Raw genomic sequence first — 15674 nt, forward strand, 5'->3', positions numbered from 1 at the left:
CGGTTGCAACCGGCATGGCGGGGCCATGGCGCTTGCGGTTCGGGTTATTTCAGGGAAGTCAGGTAAGCGGTCAACTGCTCGATCTGCCCCGGCGTCAGGGACTTGCCATAGGTGTCGGGCATGAACGAGACGCCATTGGCCGAATACATGGCGCCGGAGATTAGGTGGGCGCTGGGATTGCGCACCGATTCGGCGATATAGCCGGCAACGTCGGTCGCCTTGCCCTTGTAGGCGCCGCCCGCGAGCATGGCCTCGGTGCGCGCGACCAGACCGGCAAGCGAAGGGCCGGCCATGTTCACCCCGGGCGCGATCGAGTGACAGGCGGCGCAGGCCGGGGTGGCACTGCGAAACACCCGTTCGCCAAGCGCAATCGGATTGTCGCCGCCTTTGACCGGCCGCGCCGCCGGCGGTGCGCCGGCCTGTGCCACTGCAGTGCTCTGGCCCACGCCAAGATCGGTGCCGGGGAAAGTCGATCCGGTGACCAGCAGCGGGCGCGGCGGCCAGTTCTGGTTGTCGACATTGCTGATCCAATCGAGAAAGGCGATCAGGTCGCTGATGTCGCGTTCGCTCAAGTCTTGCTTGGGCATCAAACGCCGGTGCCGCGTTTCGTCGTAGAACTTGGACGGGTCGCGCATGTAGGCCGTCAGATAAGCGTTGCCGCGCAGCTTGGTGATCTTGGTCAGGTCAGGCGCGTAGTACGCACCTTCGCCAAACACGGTGTGGCAGTTGATGCAATTGTTGTTGTGCCACACATCCTTTCCCCGGCTGACCTCGGCGGTGATCTTGTCCGCGTTGGTCAGCTTGCCGAACTGGCGGTGGCTGTCGATGGTCAGACCAATGAAAGCGACGACGGCCAGCAGCGACGATCCGATCGCAAACAAGCGTGCTTGACGTTTGTTCATGGAGCCCGCTACACGCTGATTGCAGGCCAATATTTAGCGGCCGTAAAGGCGGCGTAGGCCATGGCTGCCAGCATCAGCGCCACCACCACGTAGGCAAACAGCTTGATCGAAACGGACCATCGTTGCATGCGACCTCCATGAGAATACGGGTCAAGCTTATCACTTGCGCATTTTTTTTCGGCGCCGTTTTCAATCGTGCGGTGAGCATGAACAACAGAAAATGATCGCGCTACGGCGCGCTTAAAGGCGCATGGCGTTCAAGCATGCGTCGAGGCCAGCATGCGCGCCAGCGGATTGTCGGCCCGCAGGCGCTCCTTCCACCAAGTGAGCGCAGCGCCCGTTTCGCCACTGCGCCACGCCAGGTACAGCGTTTCATCGGGCTTGCTTTCTTCGACCGCCTTTTCCACCAGCAGGCCGCGCGCGATGTCGTCGCGCACCCAGTTCTCCGGTAAAAAGCCGAAGCCGATGCCGGCGCGCTGGAACTGGTATTTGGTCAACATGTCGGGCACGGCCAGCGTGTCCTGGCCGAACAGCAGGCCAACGGTGCGTGGTTGCAGCAGGCGCGCCGAGTCGGCCACGGATATCGCGCGGTGGTGGCTCAGGTCGGCTTTGCCGAGGGGGTGGGTCACGCCCGCCAGCCGATGGTCTGGGGCCACGACAAAGACGAACGACACCGTGCCCATCGGCTCGGCAGTGTAACCGCCGCCGGACGGGCCGGCGCCCGCCGCGCCGATCAACAGGTCGGCGCGCCGCTCGAGCAGCGCTTCCCAGGTGCCGGACAGCTCTTCCTTGCCGATGCGCAGGCGGGTCTGGTCGGCAATGTCGTAGAACGCGGCAATGTCGCCCAGCAGGCCTGCGGGCGAGAGCATCGAATCGATTGCGATGGTCAGTTCGGTTTCCCAGCCGCATGCCACGCGCCGCACGCGCGCTTCCAGGTCGCTGGCCGCCTTGAGCAGGTAGCGGCCTTCCTTGAGCAATTCTTCGCCGGCGCTGGTGAGCGCCACGCGCGGCCCGAAGCGTTCAAACAGCTTGACGCCCAGGTCTTCCTCCAGCTTGGTGACGGTGTAGGAAATGGTCGAGGGGACGCGGAACAGTTCCTTGGCAGCGGCGGCGAACGAACCGCGGCGCGCGATCGTGTCGACGGTGAGCAAGGCATCGAGGCTGAGTTTTAACATGGCAAATTCTACAATACAAAATCGCGATGCCATGTCATGCATTCCAGGTTGACGGGGAGCAGCTTCGTTTATACAGTAGGTTTTTTTGCGAGGTTGGCCCATGAACATGAACGCCCAAGACGCGCGCGCATTCCTGCAAGGCTTGTTTGGCGCGGCCGTGGACGCGGTCGGCGCGGCGCGCTGCCTGCCGCCCCATTTACCGCGGTCGCCCGAGCAGGGCCGCACGCTGGTGCTGGGCGCGGGCAAGGCCGCCGCCGCCATGGCGCGCAGCGTGGAACTGCACTGGCAGGGCGCCTTGTCCGGCCTGGTCGTCACGCGCTACGGCCATGGCGCGCCGTGCCAGACGATCGAGGTGGTGGAGGCGGCCCACCCGGTGCCGGACGCGGCAGGCAGGAACGCGGCGGCGCGCATGCTGGCGCTGGCCGGCGCGCTGACCGAACATGACCTGGTGCTGTGCCTGGTGTCGGGCGGCGGCTCGTCGCTGCTGGCGCTGCCCGCGCCCGGCGTCACGCTCGAACACAAGCAAGCCATCAACCGCGCGCTGCTCAAGAGCGGCGCGCCGATTGCGGCAATCAATTGCGTGCGCAAGCACCTGTCGGCGATCAAGGGCGGGCGCCTGGCGCTGGCCTGCGCGCCGGCGCGCGTGGTCACGCTGCTCGTTTCCGATGTCCCGGGCGACGACCCGGGCACCATCGCCAGCGGCCCCACGCTGCCTGACCCGACCACTTGCGCCGATGCGCTGGCCGTGCTGCGCGAATACGGGATCGCTACCCCGCCCGAGGTGCGCGCGCATCTTGAATCCGGTGCCGGCGAGACGCCCAAGCCGGGCGCGCCTGGCTTTGAACGCAATAGCGTGCAGGTGATCGCGGCGGCCAAGGATGCACTGGCGGCCGCTGCCGCGTTCGCGCGCGCTGCCGGCATCACGCCCCTCATCTTGTCTGACGCGATCGAGGGCGAGGCGCGCGCGGTGGCGCTCGAACATGCCGCCCTCGCGCGCCGGGTCGCGCTCCAACTCGTGCGGCCGTGCGTGATTTTGTCGGGCGGCGAAACCACGGTGACCGTGCGCGGCACGGGCCGCGGCGGGCGCAACGCCGAGTATTTGCTGAGCCTGGCGCTAGCCCTGGACGGCGCGCGCGGGGTGTACGCGATTGCCTGCGACACCGACGGCATCGATGGCTCCGAGGACAATGCCGGGGCCGTGTGCGGGCCCGATACGCTGGAGCGCGCCGCCGCGCTCGGCCTGGATGGGCGCTCGCTGCTGGAAAACAATGACGCCTACACCTTTTTTGCTGCGCTGGGCGACCTGGTGGTGACCGGCGCCACGCGCACCAATGTGAACGACCTGCGCGCGCTGCTGGTGCTGTAAGCTCTGCCTACTACAGAAGAGCGCACAGGAGAGCGGCATGTCGATACTGGAACATTTTTTCAAGCTGAAGGAAAACGGCACGGACGTGCGGACCGAACTGCTGGCCGGCCTGACGACCTTCCTGACGATGGCTTACATTATCTTCGTCAACCCATCGATCCTGGGCGACGCCGGCATGCCCAAGGATGCGGTATTTGTCGCCACCTGCCTGGCCGCCGCGCTGGGCACGCTGATCATGGGCCTGTATGCCAATTACCCGATTGCGCTGGCGCCCGGCATGGGCTTGAACGCCTATTTTGCCTACGTGGTCGTGAAGGGCATGGGGCTGCCGTGGCAGGTGGCGCTCGGTGCGGTGTTCATTTCGGGCTGCCTGTTCATTCTGGTGAGCGTCTTCAAACTGCGTGAAATGATCGTCAACGGCATTCCGCGCGCCATCCGCACCGCCATCACGGTGGGCATCGGCATGTTCCTGGGCCTGATCGCGCTGCGCAGCGCCGGCATCGTGGTGGCCAATCCGGCCACGCTGGTGGGCGTGGGCGATCTGCACCAGGCCAGCGCCTTGCTGGCCATTGCCGGCTTTTTCATCATCGTCGCGCTCGACAAACTGCGCGTCAAGGGGGCGATCTTGATCGGCATCCTGCTGGTGACGGTGCTCAGTTTTTTCTTTGCCGACAACAAGTTCAACGGCGTGGTGGCGCCCATTCCCCTGATCGACGCCACGCTGTTCAAGCTCGACATCATGGGCGCGCTGTCGGTCGGCATCCTCAACGTGGTGCTGGTGTTCTTTCTGGTGGAACTGTTCGACGCGACCGGCACCCTGATGGGTGTTGCCAGCCGTGCCGGCCTGCTGGTCAACGGCAAGATGGAACGGCTGAACAAGGCGCTGCTGGCCGACAGCGTGGCCATTGCCGCCGGGGCCGTGCTGGGCACCTCGAGCACGACGGCGTACATTGAAAGCGCCGCCGGCGTGCAGGCGGGCGGGCGTACGGGCTTGACTGCGGTTGCGGTCGCCTTGCTGTTCCTGGCCTGCCTGTTCATTTCGCCGCTCGCCTCCGTGGTGCCGGCCTATGCCACCGCGCCCGCGCTGCTGTACGTGGCTTGCCTGATGCTGCGCGAACTGGCCGACATCGACTGGAGCGACAGCACCGAAAGCGTTCCCGCCGCCATTGCCGCGCTGACGATGCCGTTCACCTATTCAATTGCCACGGGCGTGGCGTTCGGCTTCATTTCCTACGCGGCGCTCAAGCTGCTGACGGGGCGCGCGCGCGAAGTGCGGCTGGTCGTCTGGGTCATTGCCGCCGTGTTCCTGTTCAAGTTCGCTTACCTGGGCGCCGGGTAGGTGCGCGCGCCGGGCGCTGCTTGCCGACGAACGCGGCGACCCGATCCAGCACCACGGGCGCGACGGTTTCGTCAATCGTCCCATATTCGGGTTCCGCGCCGGTCAGCGCCGTTTGCAGGGCGTGGTTTATCGACGGCAGTATGGCCGATTCCACGTGACGGTTGCCGCCCGCCTTGAGCGAGGCAACAATGCCGGCCAGGCTCTCGACCGCCTTGGTGGTCGATGCTGCCGTTCAAGGCCAGCTCGGGTACCTTGACGGCGCGCCAGTTGTCGTCTGGATTGGCCATCAGGATCACGCGCAGCGCCGGTTCGCCTGCCATCGAGAGTGAAAGCGTACCGTTGGTCATCTTGTATTTCGTGATCAATTCCTGGTCCGACGCCGGCAGGGCACTGCGCATCGCCTTGAGCGCCGCGATCCGCGCTGCGGGGTCGGTGTTGGCGATTGACGATGTCATAAAACGTGCCGACGTACGCTGCCAGGCGATCCTGCTCGGCGGGAGTGGCGCCCCGGTCCTTGGCCGCCAGCCGGTCTTGCAAGACGATCAATTGTTTGCCGGGCAGTCCAACCCCGGCCAGCGAGACGAGGAAGTCGACCGATTGCGGGTAGGCGGCAGCGATTGCGGCGGCGATCATCGGGCCTTCGCTATGCCCGATCAAGCCGACTTTCCCGAACTGCTTGCGCGCGCGCATCGCGTCGACGACGGCATGCACATCCTCGGTCAGCTGCGCCTGGGTGTGGTTGGCAAAGTCGCCGGTGGAGCGCGAAATGCCGCGTTTGTCGAAGCGCAGCACGGCGATGCCCCGGCGCGCCAGATGGTCGGCCAGTACGGCAAACGTGCGGTGCCCCGCGTTTTCTTCGTTGCGCGTTTGCGGCCCGCTGCCGTGCACCAGGATCACCAGCGTCGGCTTGCTTGTGCGCGGCAAAGAAAGCGTGGCGCCCAGCATCACACCGTCATTGCTTGGAATCGATAACGTTTGTTCCAGGTAGGGGAAGGGCGCGACAGGCGTTTGCGGCCGGGTTTTGTTGGGGAACTGCGCCACTGGCGTTAGCTTGTCGACAAGATAGGTTTCGCCGCCTTGCTTCCACTCGCCCTCGAAGTGATCGTCAACCCAGGTCAAGGTCATCTGGGCAAAAGTCAGGTCGAGCTCTGCGGTATTGCCGTCCTCGCTGATGCGGGCGACGGGAATGTCGTAGCTGCCCTGGTCCGGACTTGCATAGCTGGCCTAGGTCGAGCCGTCGGCCCGGGTGAAGATCTCGAGGCCGCTTTTTAGCGTCGGGCCCTGCGGAATGTTCAATTCACCCAGCCAGTTCCCGGGGTGCTCCTTGAGCACGCCTGCGTGGGCATTGGCGTGCAGGGCAGACAGGGCAAACAGCAACGCGAGTGGCTTCAGGGCGTGCAGCACGGGCTTCATAAAGATCCTTGTGATATGGTGAGGTAGCACACCATAACATCGGTCAATAACATTTTCAATCACTTTGCACGATGCGCCATGCCAGTCACTAAAACGGCATATATTGCGTTTGGACAGTATGTGTGCTGAAGGAAATTCGATACTGAAGTTGAGCGCGGCAAGGGCGGTGCTCCTGGACCCAGTCAGGCTGAACAAAACCCAACGGAAAGCGAGGGTTGTCATGGCTAACACGACGCACCCATCCAAGCAGCAAGTGCGCGCCTATTTGCAACGCCGCTCCCACGATCCCAAGCCGCCGCCAACGCCCGATGAAATCCGACGCGAACTGGGCTGGCAACTGGTCAAGCTTGCGCTCATCCGATCATGACGCGCTCGGCGTCGCGAGGTGTCGCTCAGGCCGGCAGCGTGTGCAACAGCTTGTCTTGCCTGAGCAACTTCTCAAATTCCGGCGCCGATACTGCTTGCGAAAACAGATAGCCTTGCGCAAAGTCGCAAGTGGCCTCGCGCAGCCAGTCGCGCTGCTCGGCCGTTTCAACCCCTTCGGCGATGACTTTCAAGCCCAGCTTATGGGCCATCATGATGATCGTTTCGACGATTGTGCGGCTGTCTTCGTTGGTGGTCATGTCGCGTACAAAAGACTGATCAATCTTGAGGTAGTTCACATGAAATTTTTTTAGGTACGCCATCGACGAATGGCCAGTGCCGAAGTCATCAATGGCTAGCTGAACGCCGGCCGCTGTTAAATTGCTGAGCCGCTCCATTACGCACGGCGAGTCGCACAGCAAGATGCCCTCGGTAATTTCAAACGAGATCTGTGCCAAGCCAAGCGAGGCGAAATGGGTGTCGAGTACTTTCATCGGTTCCTTGCTCATGAATTCAATTGGCGAACGGTTGACGCTGATTTGTATGGATTCGCCGAACATCAGACGCCATGCGTTCGCATCGGCCAGCGCTTCGCCCAGCACCCACTCGTCAATGCCGCCAATTAATCCGGTTTCCTCCGCCAAACTGATGAATTCGTCGGGAAACACCAGACCATTTTGCGGATGATGCCAGCGCACCAGGGCTTCTGCCTTCAAGATGCGCCCGCTGACGAGTTCGACAATGGGCTGGTAATACACCGACAATTGGCGCAGCGGCAGCGCAAAGCGCAGCGCGTCGAGTGTCTTCAGGCGCGCCCAGGCAGCCTCCTGCATGGCGCTGGTGAAAAAGTTAAATTGGCCGCGTCCCGCTTTTTTTGCTTCGTACATCGACTGGTCCGCATTTTTGATCAGGTCTTCGGCCGTGTTGGCATCCTGCGGAAACAAAGTAATGCCCACGCTGGCGGAAATCTGGATGTCCTTGCCGCAAACAAGGTAGGGTCTGGCCAGTTCGTCAATGATTTCGCGCGCGATCAGTTCGACGTTGACCAGCGTATTGATGCCGCTAAGGATGACGGTGAACTCGTCGCCGCCGATGCGCGCTACCATGTCGGTCTCGCGCACGCTGACGCTGATCCGCTGGGCGGCCAGCTGCAGCAGCTGGTCGCCGGCGTCGTGGCCCAGCCGGTCGTTCACTTCCTTGAAACCGTCGAGGTCGATGAAAAACAGCGCGATCGGCAAGCCAGTGCGCGTGGAGCGTTTAATTTCCCGCGCCAGCTGGTCGCGGAACAGGCTGCGATTGGGCAAACCTGTCAGTTGGTCATAGTGGGCCAGGCGGCGGATTTCATTCTCGCCTTTTTTACGCTGGGTAATATCGCGCAACACCCGCACGAACTGGGCCGCCACGCCGTCCGTGTCGAACACGGGTGTGATCGACTGTTCGTTCCAGAAGGTGCTGCCATCCTTGCGATAACACAGCAACTCGCAGTGAAACGCGTGCGACGTGCGCAGCGCCTCGTCCTTGTCGCGCAGTGTTTCGCCGTTGGTATCGGGCCCCTGGAGAATGCTCGACGCACGGCCCAGCACCTCGGCGCTGGTGTAGCCGGTCATGTTTTCAAACGCGCGGTTGACGTAAGTGATGCGATGTTGCGGATCGGTGATGACTACCCCTTGGGAAATGGCGCCCAAAGCGCTGTCATGCAAACGCAAGGTTTCCAGACTCTGGCGCAGGTCTTCTTCGGTGCGCTGCTGCTCTTCAAGTGCTTTAAGCAGGCTCTGGCGCGCTTCAATCGCCGCCTCGCTGCGCTTTTGCCCGGTCAGGTCGGTGGCGACCATGCAGATCGCGTTCGGCATGCCCTCGAGGATCAATGGGCTACTCGATAACATCACCGGAACACGCCGCCTGGCGGCGGTCAGCAGGTCGAGTTCAACGCTGCGCTTGGTGCCCAGGCCGTCGGCCAACAGCGCGTGCAGGGCTCGGTGGCTGTCGCTTGCGAACCATGCCTCGATGCGCGAACCGATTACTTGATGCAGCGGCACCTCAAGCAGTTCGGCGAAGCGCCGGTTGGCATACGTGACGATACCGTCGGCGGTCAGCGTCAGCGCCCCTTCGGACATGTCTTCAATGAGCACGCGGTAAGCGTGGTCGGCGCCGCTGAGCGTGAACATCCATTCGCCTTGGCGTCCGGACACGAACAGCGCATCGACCTTGCCATTGCGAATGGCGCGCACGGTCTGCCTGAGCTGCCCCGCGCTCAGGTGGACGGTGCCGTTGCCGGCGCCGGGCACGCCGTCAAGGGCCAGCCCGGCGCCGACTGGCTTACGCGTGCCAAAGCGTGACTTGCTTGCTTTCATAATGCTTCTCTCTCCTGCAAGCCCAGCCCAAGCACGATATGGTCCGCGTTGGACATGTCGCCGATGATCATCTGCAGCGGCTGGGGCAGGCGCTTGATGAGCGACGGCAGGGCGACGATTTGCTCGCCCTGTGCGAGCTGCGGCTGCTGATACAGGTCAATCACTTCGAGCCGGTAGCGCCCGTCAAGCCTGTCAGCACAAATCTTGTGAATATTTGCCACCGCGCGTAGCGAACGCGGACCGCGGCCGGCGACGTACAGACGCAGCGTCCATTGGTCAGCATCTGGGACGGAGGCGGCATCGGCATCGCTGCGCCCGGCATTGTCACTGCCGATCTGGTTCATGGGCGGCCGTCCGTGCGCAGGTGGACCCGCTGGCGGTGGATGGTAGCCAAGTTATCCTGACTAACCAGTTCTTGCTCGATTGCGCTTAACGCTGCGGCCTCCTGGAGCGCGAAGTCGGCGCGGATGGCGGACAGGGTCGATTCCATCGCAGCCCTTTTGCTATTCAGTTCGCTCTGCATGCGGGCAATATCTTGGTCGCGCTGACGCTGGTCGGCGTTCAAGGCGATGCCGTCGGCGGTAAGGAAAAACGTGCGGATCTGATTCGAATGGGCCATGCCGCGCGATTTCAAAATCGATAGTGCCCGATTGCGTTCGCCGCCGCTCTCAAGGTCGCGCACCAGCAGCCAGGTATCGATCAGCGAGGAAATGTCGATGTCGGTCTGCTCAAGCGCTTTCCCGCCGGCGGTCAGGCTGGTAAAAAACCCCGTGATCTGCTGGCGCTTGAGCGAGTCCACCAGGCGTAGCAGCATCAGCTTGACGTCGTTGGCATTGCCGGCGTTGACGAAGCTGTTGAGCGGATCGACAATGACGACCTGCGGATCGAACAATGCTATTTGACGGAACATGATAGCCAAATGCATTTCAAGCCCGGTCAGGGTAGGACGCGACGCATGGAAGCGCAGCATTGCGCCGTCGAAGGCCGGGCGCAGGTCCAGGCCGATTGCGGCCATGTTGCGCATGATCTGGGCGGGCGACTCTTCAAACGCGAAGTACAGCACGCGCTCGCCGCGACGGCAGGCGGCGGCGGCGAAATGGGCAGCGAAGCTGCTCTTGCCAGTGCCAGCCGTGCCCGACACCAGCACGCTGCTGCCGCGGTAATAGCCGTCCCCGCCGAGCATGTCGTCCAGACCTGCCACGCCACTGGGCACCCGTTCGACACTGGCCTCGTGCTCCAGCCCCAGCGATGTGATTGGCAGCAACGAAATGCCGTTACTGTCGATCAGGAACGGGTATTCGTTATTGCCGTGGGTAGAACCGCGATACTTGACCACGCGTAGCCGGCGCGATGAAATCAGGTTGGTGACAGGGTTGTCGAGCACGATGACGCAGTCGGACACGTATTCCTCCAGTCCCTGGCGCGTCAAGCTGCCGGCCTGATCGCCTCGCTCGCCGGTAACAATGGCCGTGACGCCCTTGTCCTTGAGCCAGCGAAACAGGCGTTGCAGCTCGGCGCGCAAGATGGCAGGGTCGGGCAGGCCCAGAAACAGCGCTTCCACCGTGTCCAGCACGACCCGCTTGGCGCCGATGCTGTCGATGGCGAAAGCGAGCCGGACGAACAGGCCTTCGAGGTCGTATTCGCCGCATTGTTCCAGTTCGCTGCGCGCCACGCGTACGAAATCGACTGCCAGCATACGCCGGGCGACCAGGTCGTCCAAGTCGAACCCGAGCGAAGCGACGTTGGTGGTGAGGTCGGCGACGGTTTCCTCGAACGCCATAAAGACGCCCGGTTCGCCAAATTCAAGCGCACCGCGCACCAGAAACTCCATTCCCAACAGCGTCTTGCCGCATCCGGCAGGTCCGCACACGAGCGTTGGACGGCCCTTGGGCAGACCGCCACCGGTCAGTTCATCCAGGCCAATAATACCTGTCTTTGCTTTACTTAGTTGCATTTGGGAACAAACACGACTGGATACATGACCACACCTTAAAGCGTGGAACCTTGACAAAGTATGACTTTTGGGTCCAGACGAAGTTCGGACAACCGCGCAAAAAAACGGACTGCGGGCAGCGCCGCAGCGCCGCGCGTCAGGCCGGCTTGACCGGTGGCCCGTCGAGCCGAGCCATCTCGTCATAATGGGCCGCCGCCTTGGCGAAGGCCGCGTTCGGCGTGGCTGCCGCGCCGGCGCCGAATTCCTTTTGCACGGCCGCCTTGTGCTCGCCAATCCAGTGCACGGCGCGGTCGAGGTTGGCCATTTGCCGCTGCTGGCCGTGGTCCTTGGCATTAAGAAAATCAACCGTCGTCACGAAGGTATTGGCGAACGCGGTAACGGAGGCCAGCACATGGCCCCGGTCACGGGTCAAGGCGCCGTCGAGCCTGGCGTCGTCGATGGCGGCCAGGCCGGTCTTGGGATCGGTCGTGATGCCCAGCTGGGCCAGGTCGCCCTTGATGCCGACGTCGGCGCCGTTCAAGCTATAGCCGATATCGCGCCGGGTGGCAAAGCGGGCGCGCCCGGCTTCCCAGCTGCCTTCCAGGATGCCGCCCTTGTCCACTGCCGGCGCAAAACGGTTCACGCCGGCGTTGTAGCTGCTCACGAAACGGGTGAGTTCGGCCTTGATATCGGCTGCGCTGCTGCCGGGGCCCAGTGCGCCCAGTTGTTTGGCCGCCGCCTGTTCGCTCACCAGGCTGTGGCGCATTTCTCCCAGTTCCGAAAACTGCGCCTTGAAGGTCACTTCGACGCGGTTGAGCACCGTCACCATGTTCTGGCCGGGGCGGCTGAAGTTGCCGGCCGCGTCGAGCGCCGTGGGCGTCGTTGAGGTTGGCAACTGGTCCTGGCGCAGCGACGCGCTGAACTGGTCCATCAAATTGCCGAACGAGGGCATGCCGGCAAGCGGATCGCCGCTGTTATCTGACGCGCCGCCGCGCTCGAACAGGGCGTTACCCAGTCCGTTGGAAAAGCGCGCATCGCCAGCGGCGCGCCCGAGCGGGTCAAATTCCCAGGAGGAACTCGGCTTGTCGAACAGCGACGTGACGCCTTGGCCCTTGAACAGGGCTATTTGCGAAGCAAGTTTGGACAGATCGACGGACATGATGGCTCCTGAACAAGGCGTATTTCTGATGTGAAACTTCAGCATACGCCTGTTGGGGCCTGGTTCAATTGAAAATGGTAAGCAAAACCGGTGGCTTGAGCGGCGCCGTTTAGCGGCGCGCGGCGAGCAGCCCGGTGCCGGCGGCGGCCAGCAGCGCCGCGCAACTGCGGTTGAAAATGCGCTGTCCGCGAGCGTGGGCAAACCAGCGGCGCAGGGAGACGCCCATGTAGGCGTAGGCAGCAATGGCGAGCAATTCAAGCAGCAGGAACAAGGCGCCGAGCACGGCGAACTGCATGCCGGTGGGCGCGGCCGGGTTGACGAACTGCGGCAGAAAAGCGGTGAAGATCAGGATTGCCTTTGGATTGCCCGCCGCCACAAAAAACTCTTGCCGGGCCAGCGCCGCCAATCCCTTGGCCGGCAACTGCACGCCGTTAGTTGGCACCGGCTGGCTGGTCCATAGCTGGAAGGCAAGGTAGAACAGGTACAGCGCGCCGAGCACCTTGATCGCCATGAACAGCATGACGGAGGCGTTGAAGAGCACCGACAGCCCGGCCGAAGTGAGCAGCAGCATGAGTGCAAACGCCGCCAGACGACCGCGGCCGGCCGCGCATGAGCGGGTAAAGCCGTAGTGCGTGGCGTTGCCCAGCGAGAGCAGGTTGTTCGGCCCGGGCGCCATGTTCAGGGCGAGGCAGGCGGGAATAAAGAGGGCGAGCGTGGGCAAGTTCATGGTGTCAAAGTGGCAACCGATTGTCACCAGTGTAACGCGACAGCCCGTGTATCTGCCTGCCAACGCCGTTTTGCTGCGCGCTATCCCGCACTATCCCGCACTATCCCGCACTATCCCGCACTATCCATCCCTTGCCGGATACCGTATTCTTTGCCATTGCATTCAAAACAGGTTTTTTGAAGGGAAGAACATGAAGTGGAAAATCATGGCCGCCGTCTTGCTGCTCGGTGCGGCTAGTGGCGCGCACGCGCTCAGCGCCGGCGAAGTAAAGACGTTCACCTTGCCCAACGGGATGAAGTTCATCGTGCTTGAGAGCAGCACCATTCCCAATGCGAATATGTACACGTTCTGGAAAGTCGGCTCGCGCAACGAGGCGCCGGGCACCACGGGGCTGTCGCACTTTTTTGAGCACATGATGTTCAACGGCTCGAAACACTACGGGCCCAAGCAGTTCGACCGGGTGATGGAAGCGAAGGGCGGCAGCAACAACGCTTACACCAGCAACGATGTGACGGTGTACCAGGACTGGTTCCCGGCGGCATCGCTGGAAACCATTTTTGCGCTGGAGAGCGACCGCATCGCCAACCTGGCCATCGATCCCAAGGTCGTCGAGAGCGAGCGCGGCGTGGTGCTGTCCGAGCGCAGCACCGGCCTGGAAAACTCTAACGTGCGCCTGTTGCAGGAAGAAATCAACGGCGTCGCTTTCCAGGCCCACCCGTACTCGTGGCCCGTGATCGGGCACGAGTCGGACATCAAGGCCTGGACACTGGACGACTTGAAGCGCTACTTCAATGTGTATTATTCCGCCAATAACGCCGTGGCCGTCGTGGTGGGCGACGTCAAGGCCGACCAGGTGCAGGCACTGGCAAGCAAGTATTTCGGCCAGATCGCCAAGCGCGCGCTGCCGCCTCCCGTGCGCACCGTCGAGCCGCCGCAAAAGGGCGAACGGCGCGTATTCGTGGCCAAGGCGTCGGTCACCTCGCCCAATCTGATGATTGCCTACAAGGTGCCGCCGATTGGCCACGCCGACTATTACGCCCTCAACGTACTGCAAAGCATTTTGGTGGACGGCAAGTCGTCGCGCCTGTACAGGGCGTTGGTCGACCAGCAATTGGCAACGACGGTTGGCGCCGACGGCATCGACGGTTTCGATCCGGGCTTGCTGTACCTGTTTGCCGTGGCCGGGGCCAAGGTCACGCCGGCCCAGCTTGAAAAAGCAATGCTGGACGAAGTTTCCCGGGTGATCAACAAGGGCGTCACCGAGGACGAGTTGCAGAAGGTCAAAAACCAAAAGCTGGTGGGCATTTATCGCAATCAAGAAACGATCAACGGCAAAGCCCAGCAGCTGGGCAACTATGAAGTGTTCTTTGGCGACTACAAAAAAATGTTCGACGCGCCCGAGCAATACCGCAAGTTGACCGTGGCCGACCTGAAGCGTGTCGCCGCCACCTACCTGACCAAATCGCAGCGCACCGTTGGCGTGCTCGCTGCCAAGGAGGATTGATGATCAAGCACCTAGTTGCCGTGAGCCTGGTCGCCGCCAGCGCCGGCACCGGCGCGGCCGAGTTCCGCCTGCCCCCGTTCGAGACCACGCGCCTGCCCAACGGCCTGACCGTGTACCTGATGGAGCGCCACGAAGCGCCGCTGATCGCGGTGAGCGCTGTGCTCAAGGCAGGTGCGGTCAATGATGCCGGCAAGCGCGGCCTGGCCAACCTGGCCGGCGACGCCTTGCTGCTTGGCAGCAGCAAACACGCCAAGGCGACCATCGACCAAGTGTTCGATTTTCATGGCGCCACCCTGGGCGGTGCCAGCAATGAAGAGCAATCGGCGCTGGTTGCCAGTTTCGCCCGCGACGACGCCGCGCTCTTGCTGCCGATGCTGGCCGACATCGTGCAGCAGCCGCGCCTGGACGCCGCCGAACTCGACAAGCTGCGCGAACGCAAGGTACTGGGCTTGAAGCAAGCGAAGGAAGCGCCGCGCAATGTCGTCAAGTCGTACTACCGGGGCATGCTGTTTGGCGATGGCGCCTACGCCAACCCGCCGGCCGGCACCGTTGCCAGCATGAGCGCCATCACGCGCCAGGACGTGCAGGAGTTCCAGCGGCGCTACTATCGTCCCGACAATGCCGCCATCATCGTGGTGGGCGACTTCAAGACGGCCGAGATGCGCGCGCGCATCAGCGCACTGTTTGGCCAGTGGACGGCGAGCGGCGCCGCACCTGCCGCCCAGCAAAACGGCAAGGTCAAGGCCGACAAGGCGCGCGTATGGCTAATCAATAAAGCTGACGCCACCGAGACGACATTTTTGATCGGCGGCGCCGGCATTGCCCGCAACGACCCGGATTATGTGCCCCTGCAAGTGCTCAATACCGTGCTGGGCGGGCGCTTTACCTCATGGCTGAACGACGAATTGCGCGTCAATTCGGGTTTGACCTATGGTGCGCGCAGCGAGTTCGGCACGCTGTCGCAAACGGGCACGTTCGGCATCTCGAGCTTTACCGCCTCGCCCAGCACCGAGCCGGCGCTGGCGCTCGCGCTCAAGACGTACCAGCGGCTGTGGGACAAGGGAATCGACGCGGCCACGCTCGACTCGGCCAAAGCCTACGTCAAGGGCCAGTTTCCATCGCGCTTTGAAACAAGCCAGCAGCTCGCTACGCTGCTGGGCGAGATGTACGTCTCGAACGTGGGGCGCGAGCAGATCGACAACTTCGGCAAAGACGTCGACAGCCTGACCCCGGCGCGCGCCAAGGTGTTGATCGACAAGCACTTCCCGCGCGACAAGTTGCAAATGGTTTTGATCGGCAAGGCTGTCGACATCCGCAAGGTGGCTGCCAAGTACGGCGAAGTCACCGAGCTCGACATCAACGCCGACGGCTTCCAGCCCGCACAATAAACCCCCCAACCAGTTCCCATCGCAATGGGGGAACTGACCCCGGGGTGGCCGTGG

14 protein-coding genes are annotated in these 15674 nt (G+C 62.8%); 5 read left to right on the forward strand and 9 right to left on the reverse strand.

What is annotated here, in order from left to right; translation table 11 throughout:
• Positions 1 to 44: 44 nt before the first annotated feature.
• Entirely contained in the window at positions 45 to 902 is an 858-nt protein-coding gene (locus ACP7D4_RS16470) for a c-type cytochrome (RefSeq protein ID WP_426102167.1), read from the reverse strand.
• Between the two features lie 257 nt (positions 903 to 1159).
• Positions 1160 to 2077 (reverse strand): LysR substrate-binding domain-containing protein, encoded by a 918-nt coding sequence (locus ACP7D4_RS16475; RefSeq protein ID WP_426210150.1) that lies wholly within the window; start codon positions 2075 to 2077, stop codon positions 1160 to 1162.
• Between the two features lie 100 nt (positions 2078 to 2177).
• Here ACP7D4_RS16475 and ACP7D4_RS16480 point away from each other — a divergent pair, with 100 nt between their 5' ends.
• Both ACP7D4_RS16480 and ACP7D4_RS16485 read left to right on the forward strand, forming a co-directional pair.
• Positions 2178 to 3443, forward strand: coding sequence for a glycerate kinase type-2 family protein (locus ACP7D4_RS16480; RefSeq protein WP_426210151.1), 1266 nt, complete (start codon positions 2178 to 2180; stop codon positions 3441 to 3443).
• Positions 3444 to 3480: 37 nt separating this feature from the next.
• Entirely contained in the window at positions 3481 to 4782 is a 1302-nt protein-coding gene (locus tag ACP7D4_RS16485; RefSeq protein WP_426210153.1) for an NCS2 family permease, read from the forward strand.
• Positions 4783 to 4908: 126 nt separating this feature from the next.
• Here the strand turns inward: ACP7D4_RS16485 and ACP7D4_RS16490 are convergent, their stop codons facing one another.
• Together ACP7D4_RS16490 and ACP7D4_RS16495 are read right to left on the reverse strand one after the other, a co-directional pair.
• Positions 4909 to 5901: an alpha/beta hydrolase family protein gene (locus ACP7D4_RS16490; RefSeq protein ID WP_426210155.1), complete on the reverse strand. Its 993-nt coding sequence runs from the start codon at positions 5899 to 5901 to the stop codon at positions 4909 to 4911.
• 105 nt (positions 5902 to 6006) lie between these two features.
• Entirely contained in the window at positions 6007 to 6195 is a 189-nt protein-coding gene (locus tag ACP7D4_RS16495) for a hypothetical protein (RefSeq protein ID WP_426102159.1), read from the reverse strand.
• 220 nt (positions 6196 to 6415) lie between these two features.
• Between ACP7D4_RS16495 and ACP7D4_RS16500 the strand changes: the two genes are divergently transcribed.
• Positions 6416 to 6562: a hypothetical protein gene (locus ACP7D4_RS16500; RefSeq protein ID WP_426102157.1), complete on the forward strand. Its 147-nt coding sequence runs from the start codon at positions 6416 to 6418 to the stop codon at positions 6560 to 6562.
• A gap of 25 nt (positions 6563 to 6587) precedes the next feature.
• Here ACP7D4_RS16500 and ACP7D4_RS16505 read toward each other — a convergent pair whose 3' ends face one another.
• The 5 genes from ACP7D4_RS16505 to ACP7D4_RS16525 form a co-directional block, all read right to left on the reverse strand.
• A complete protein-coding gene (locus ACP7D4_RS16505; RefSeq protein ID WP_426102155.1) occupies positions 6588 to 8909 on the reverse strand; it encodes a putative bifunctional diguanylate cyclase/phosphodiesterase in 2322 nt (773 codons plus the stop codon).
• Entirely contained in the window at positions 8906 to 9253 is a 348-nt protein-coding gene (locus ACP7D4_RS16510) for a circadian clock KaiB family protein (RefSeq protein WP_426102153.1), read from the reverse strand. Before ACP7D4_RS16510 ends, ACP7D4_RS16505 begins: the two co-directional genes overlap by 4 nt.
• The gene (gene kaiC / locus ACP7D4_RS16515) at positions 9250 to 10863 is read right to left on the reverse strand and encodes a circadian clock protein KaiC (protein WP_426210157.1); all 1614 of its coding nucleotides are present in this window, start codon (positions 10861 to 10863) and stop codon (positions 9250 to 9252) included. Before kaiC ends, ACP7D4_RS16510 begins: the two co-directional genes overlap by 4 nt.
• 136 nt (positions 10864 to 10999) lie before the next feature.
• On the reverse strand, positions 11000 to 12001 hold the full coding sequence (locus ACP7D4_RS16520; RefSeq protein WP_426102149.1) for a hypothetical protein: 1002 nt from the start codon (positions 11999 to 12001) through the stop codon (positions 11000 to 11002).
• A 109-nt stretch (positions 12002 to 12110) separates the two neighbouring features.
• Positions 12111 to 12728: a LysE family translocator gene (locus ACP7D4_RS16525; protein WP_426102145.1), complete on the reverse strand. Its 618-nt coding sequence runs from the start codon at positions 12726 to 12728 to the stop codon at positions 12111 to 12113.
• 190 nt (positions 12729 to 12918) lie between these two features.
• Here ACP7D4_RS16525 and ACP7D4_RS16530 point away from each other — a divergent pair, with 190 nt between their 5' ends.
• Positions 12919 to 14232, forward strand: coding sequence for a M16 family metallopeptidase (locus tag ACP7D4_RS16530; protein WP_426210158.1), 1314 nt, complete (start codon positions 12919 to 12921; stop codon positions 14230 to 14232).
• Positions 14232 to 15620: a M16 family metallopeptidase gene (locus ACP7D4_RS16535; RefSeq protein ID WP_426102141.1), complete on the forward strand. Its 1389-nt coding sequence runs from the start codon at positions 14232 to 14234 to the stop codon at positions 15618 to 15620. Before ACP7D4_RS16530 ends, ACP7D4_RS16535 begins: the two co-directional genes overlap by 1 nt.
• Positions 15621 to 15674 lie beyond the last annotated feature (54 nt).

It is taken from the genome of Massilia sp. TWP1-3-3 (assembly GCF_049897805.1).
GTDB lineage: Bacteria > Pseudomonadota > Gammaproteobacteria > Burkholderiales > Burkholderiaceae_D > Telluria_A.

Coding starts and splice junctions, on each gene's coding strand:
- ACP7D4_RS16495 (WP_426102159.1), bottom strand. CDS start 6,195: ATGAAGCCCGTGCTGCACGCCCTGAAGCCACTCGCGTTGCTGTTTGCC.
- kaiC (WP_426210157.1), bottom strand. CDS start 10,863: ATGCAACTAAGTAAAGCAAAGACAGGTATTATTGGCCTGGATGAACTG.
- ACP7D4_RS16505 (WP_426102155.1), bottom strand. CDS start 8,909: ATGAAAGCAAGCAAGTCACGCTTTGGCACGCGTAAGCCAGTCGGCGCC.
- ACP7D4_RS16480 (WP_426210151.1), top strand. CDS start 2,178: ATGAACATGAACGCCCAAGACGCGCGCGCATTCCTGCAAGGCTTGTTT.
- ACP7D4_RS16510 (WP_426102153.1), bottom strand. CDS start 9,253: ATGAACCAGATCGGCAGTGACAATGCCGGGCGCAGCGATGCCGATGCC.
- ACP7D4_RS16475 (WP_426210150.1), bottom strand. CDS start 2,077: ATGTTAAAACTCAGCCTCGATGCCTTGCTCACCGTCGACACGATCGCG.
- ACP7D4_RS16485 (WP_426210153.1), top strand. CDS start 3,481: ATGTCGATACTGGAACATTTTTTCAAGCTGAAGGAAAACGGCACGGAC.
- ACP7D4_RS16520 (WP_426102149.1), bottom strand. CDS start 12,001: ATGTCCGTCGATCTGTCCAAACTTGCTTCGCAAATAGCCCTGTTCAAG.
- ACP7D4_RS16470 (WP_426102167.1), bottom strand. CDS start 902: ATGAACAAACGTCAAGCACGCTTGTTTGCGATCGGATCGTCGCTGCTG.
- ACP7D4_RS16535 (WP_426102141.1), top strand. CDS start 14,232: ATGATCAAGCACCTAGTTGCCGTGAGCCTGGTCGCCGCCAGCGCCGGC.
- ACP7D4_RS16525 (WP_426102145.1), bottom strand. CDS start 12,728: ATGAACTTGCCCACGCTCGCCCTCTTTATTCCCGCCTGCCTCGCCCTG.
- ACP7D4_RS16500 (WP_426102157.1), top strand. CDS start 6,416: ATGGCTAACACGACGCACCCATCCAAGCAGCAAGTGCGCGCCTATTTG.
- ACP7D4_RS16530 (WP_426210158.1), top strand. CDS start 12,919: ATGAAGTGGAAAATCATGGCCGCCGTCTTGCTGCTCGGTGCGGCTAGT.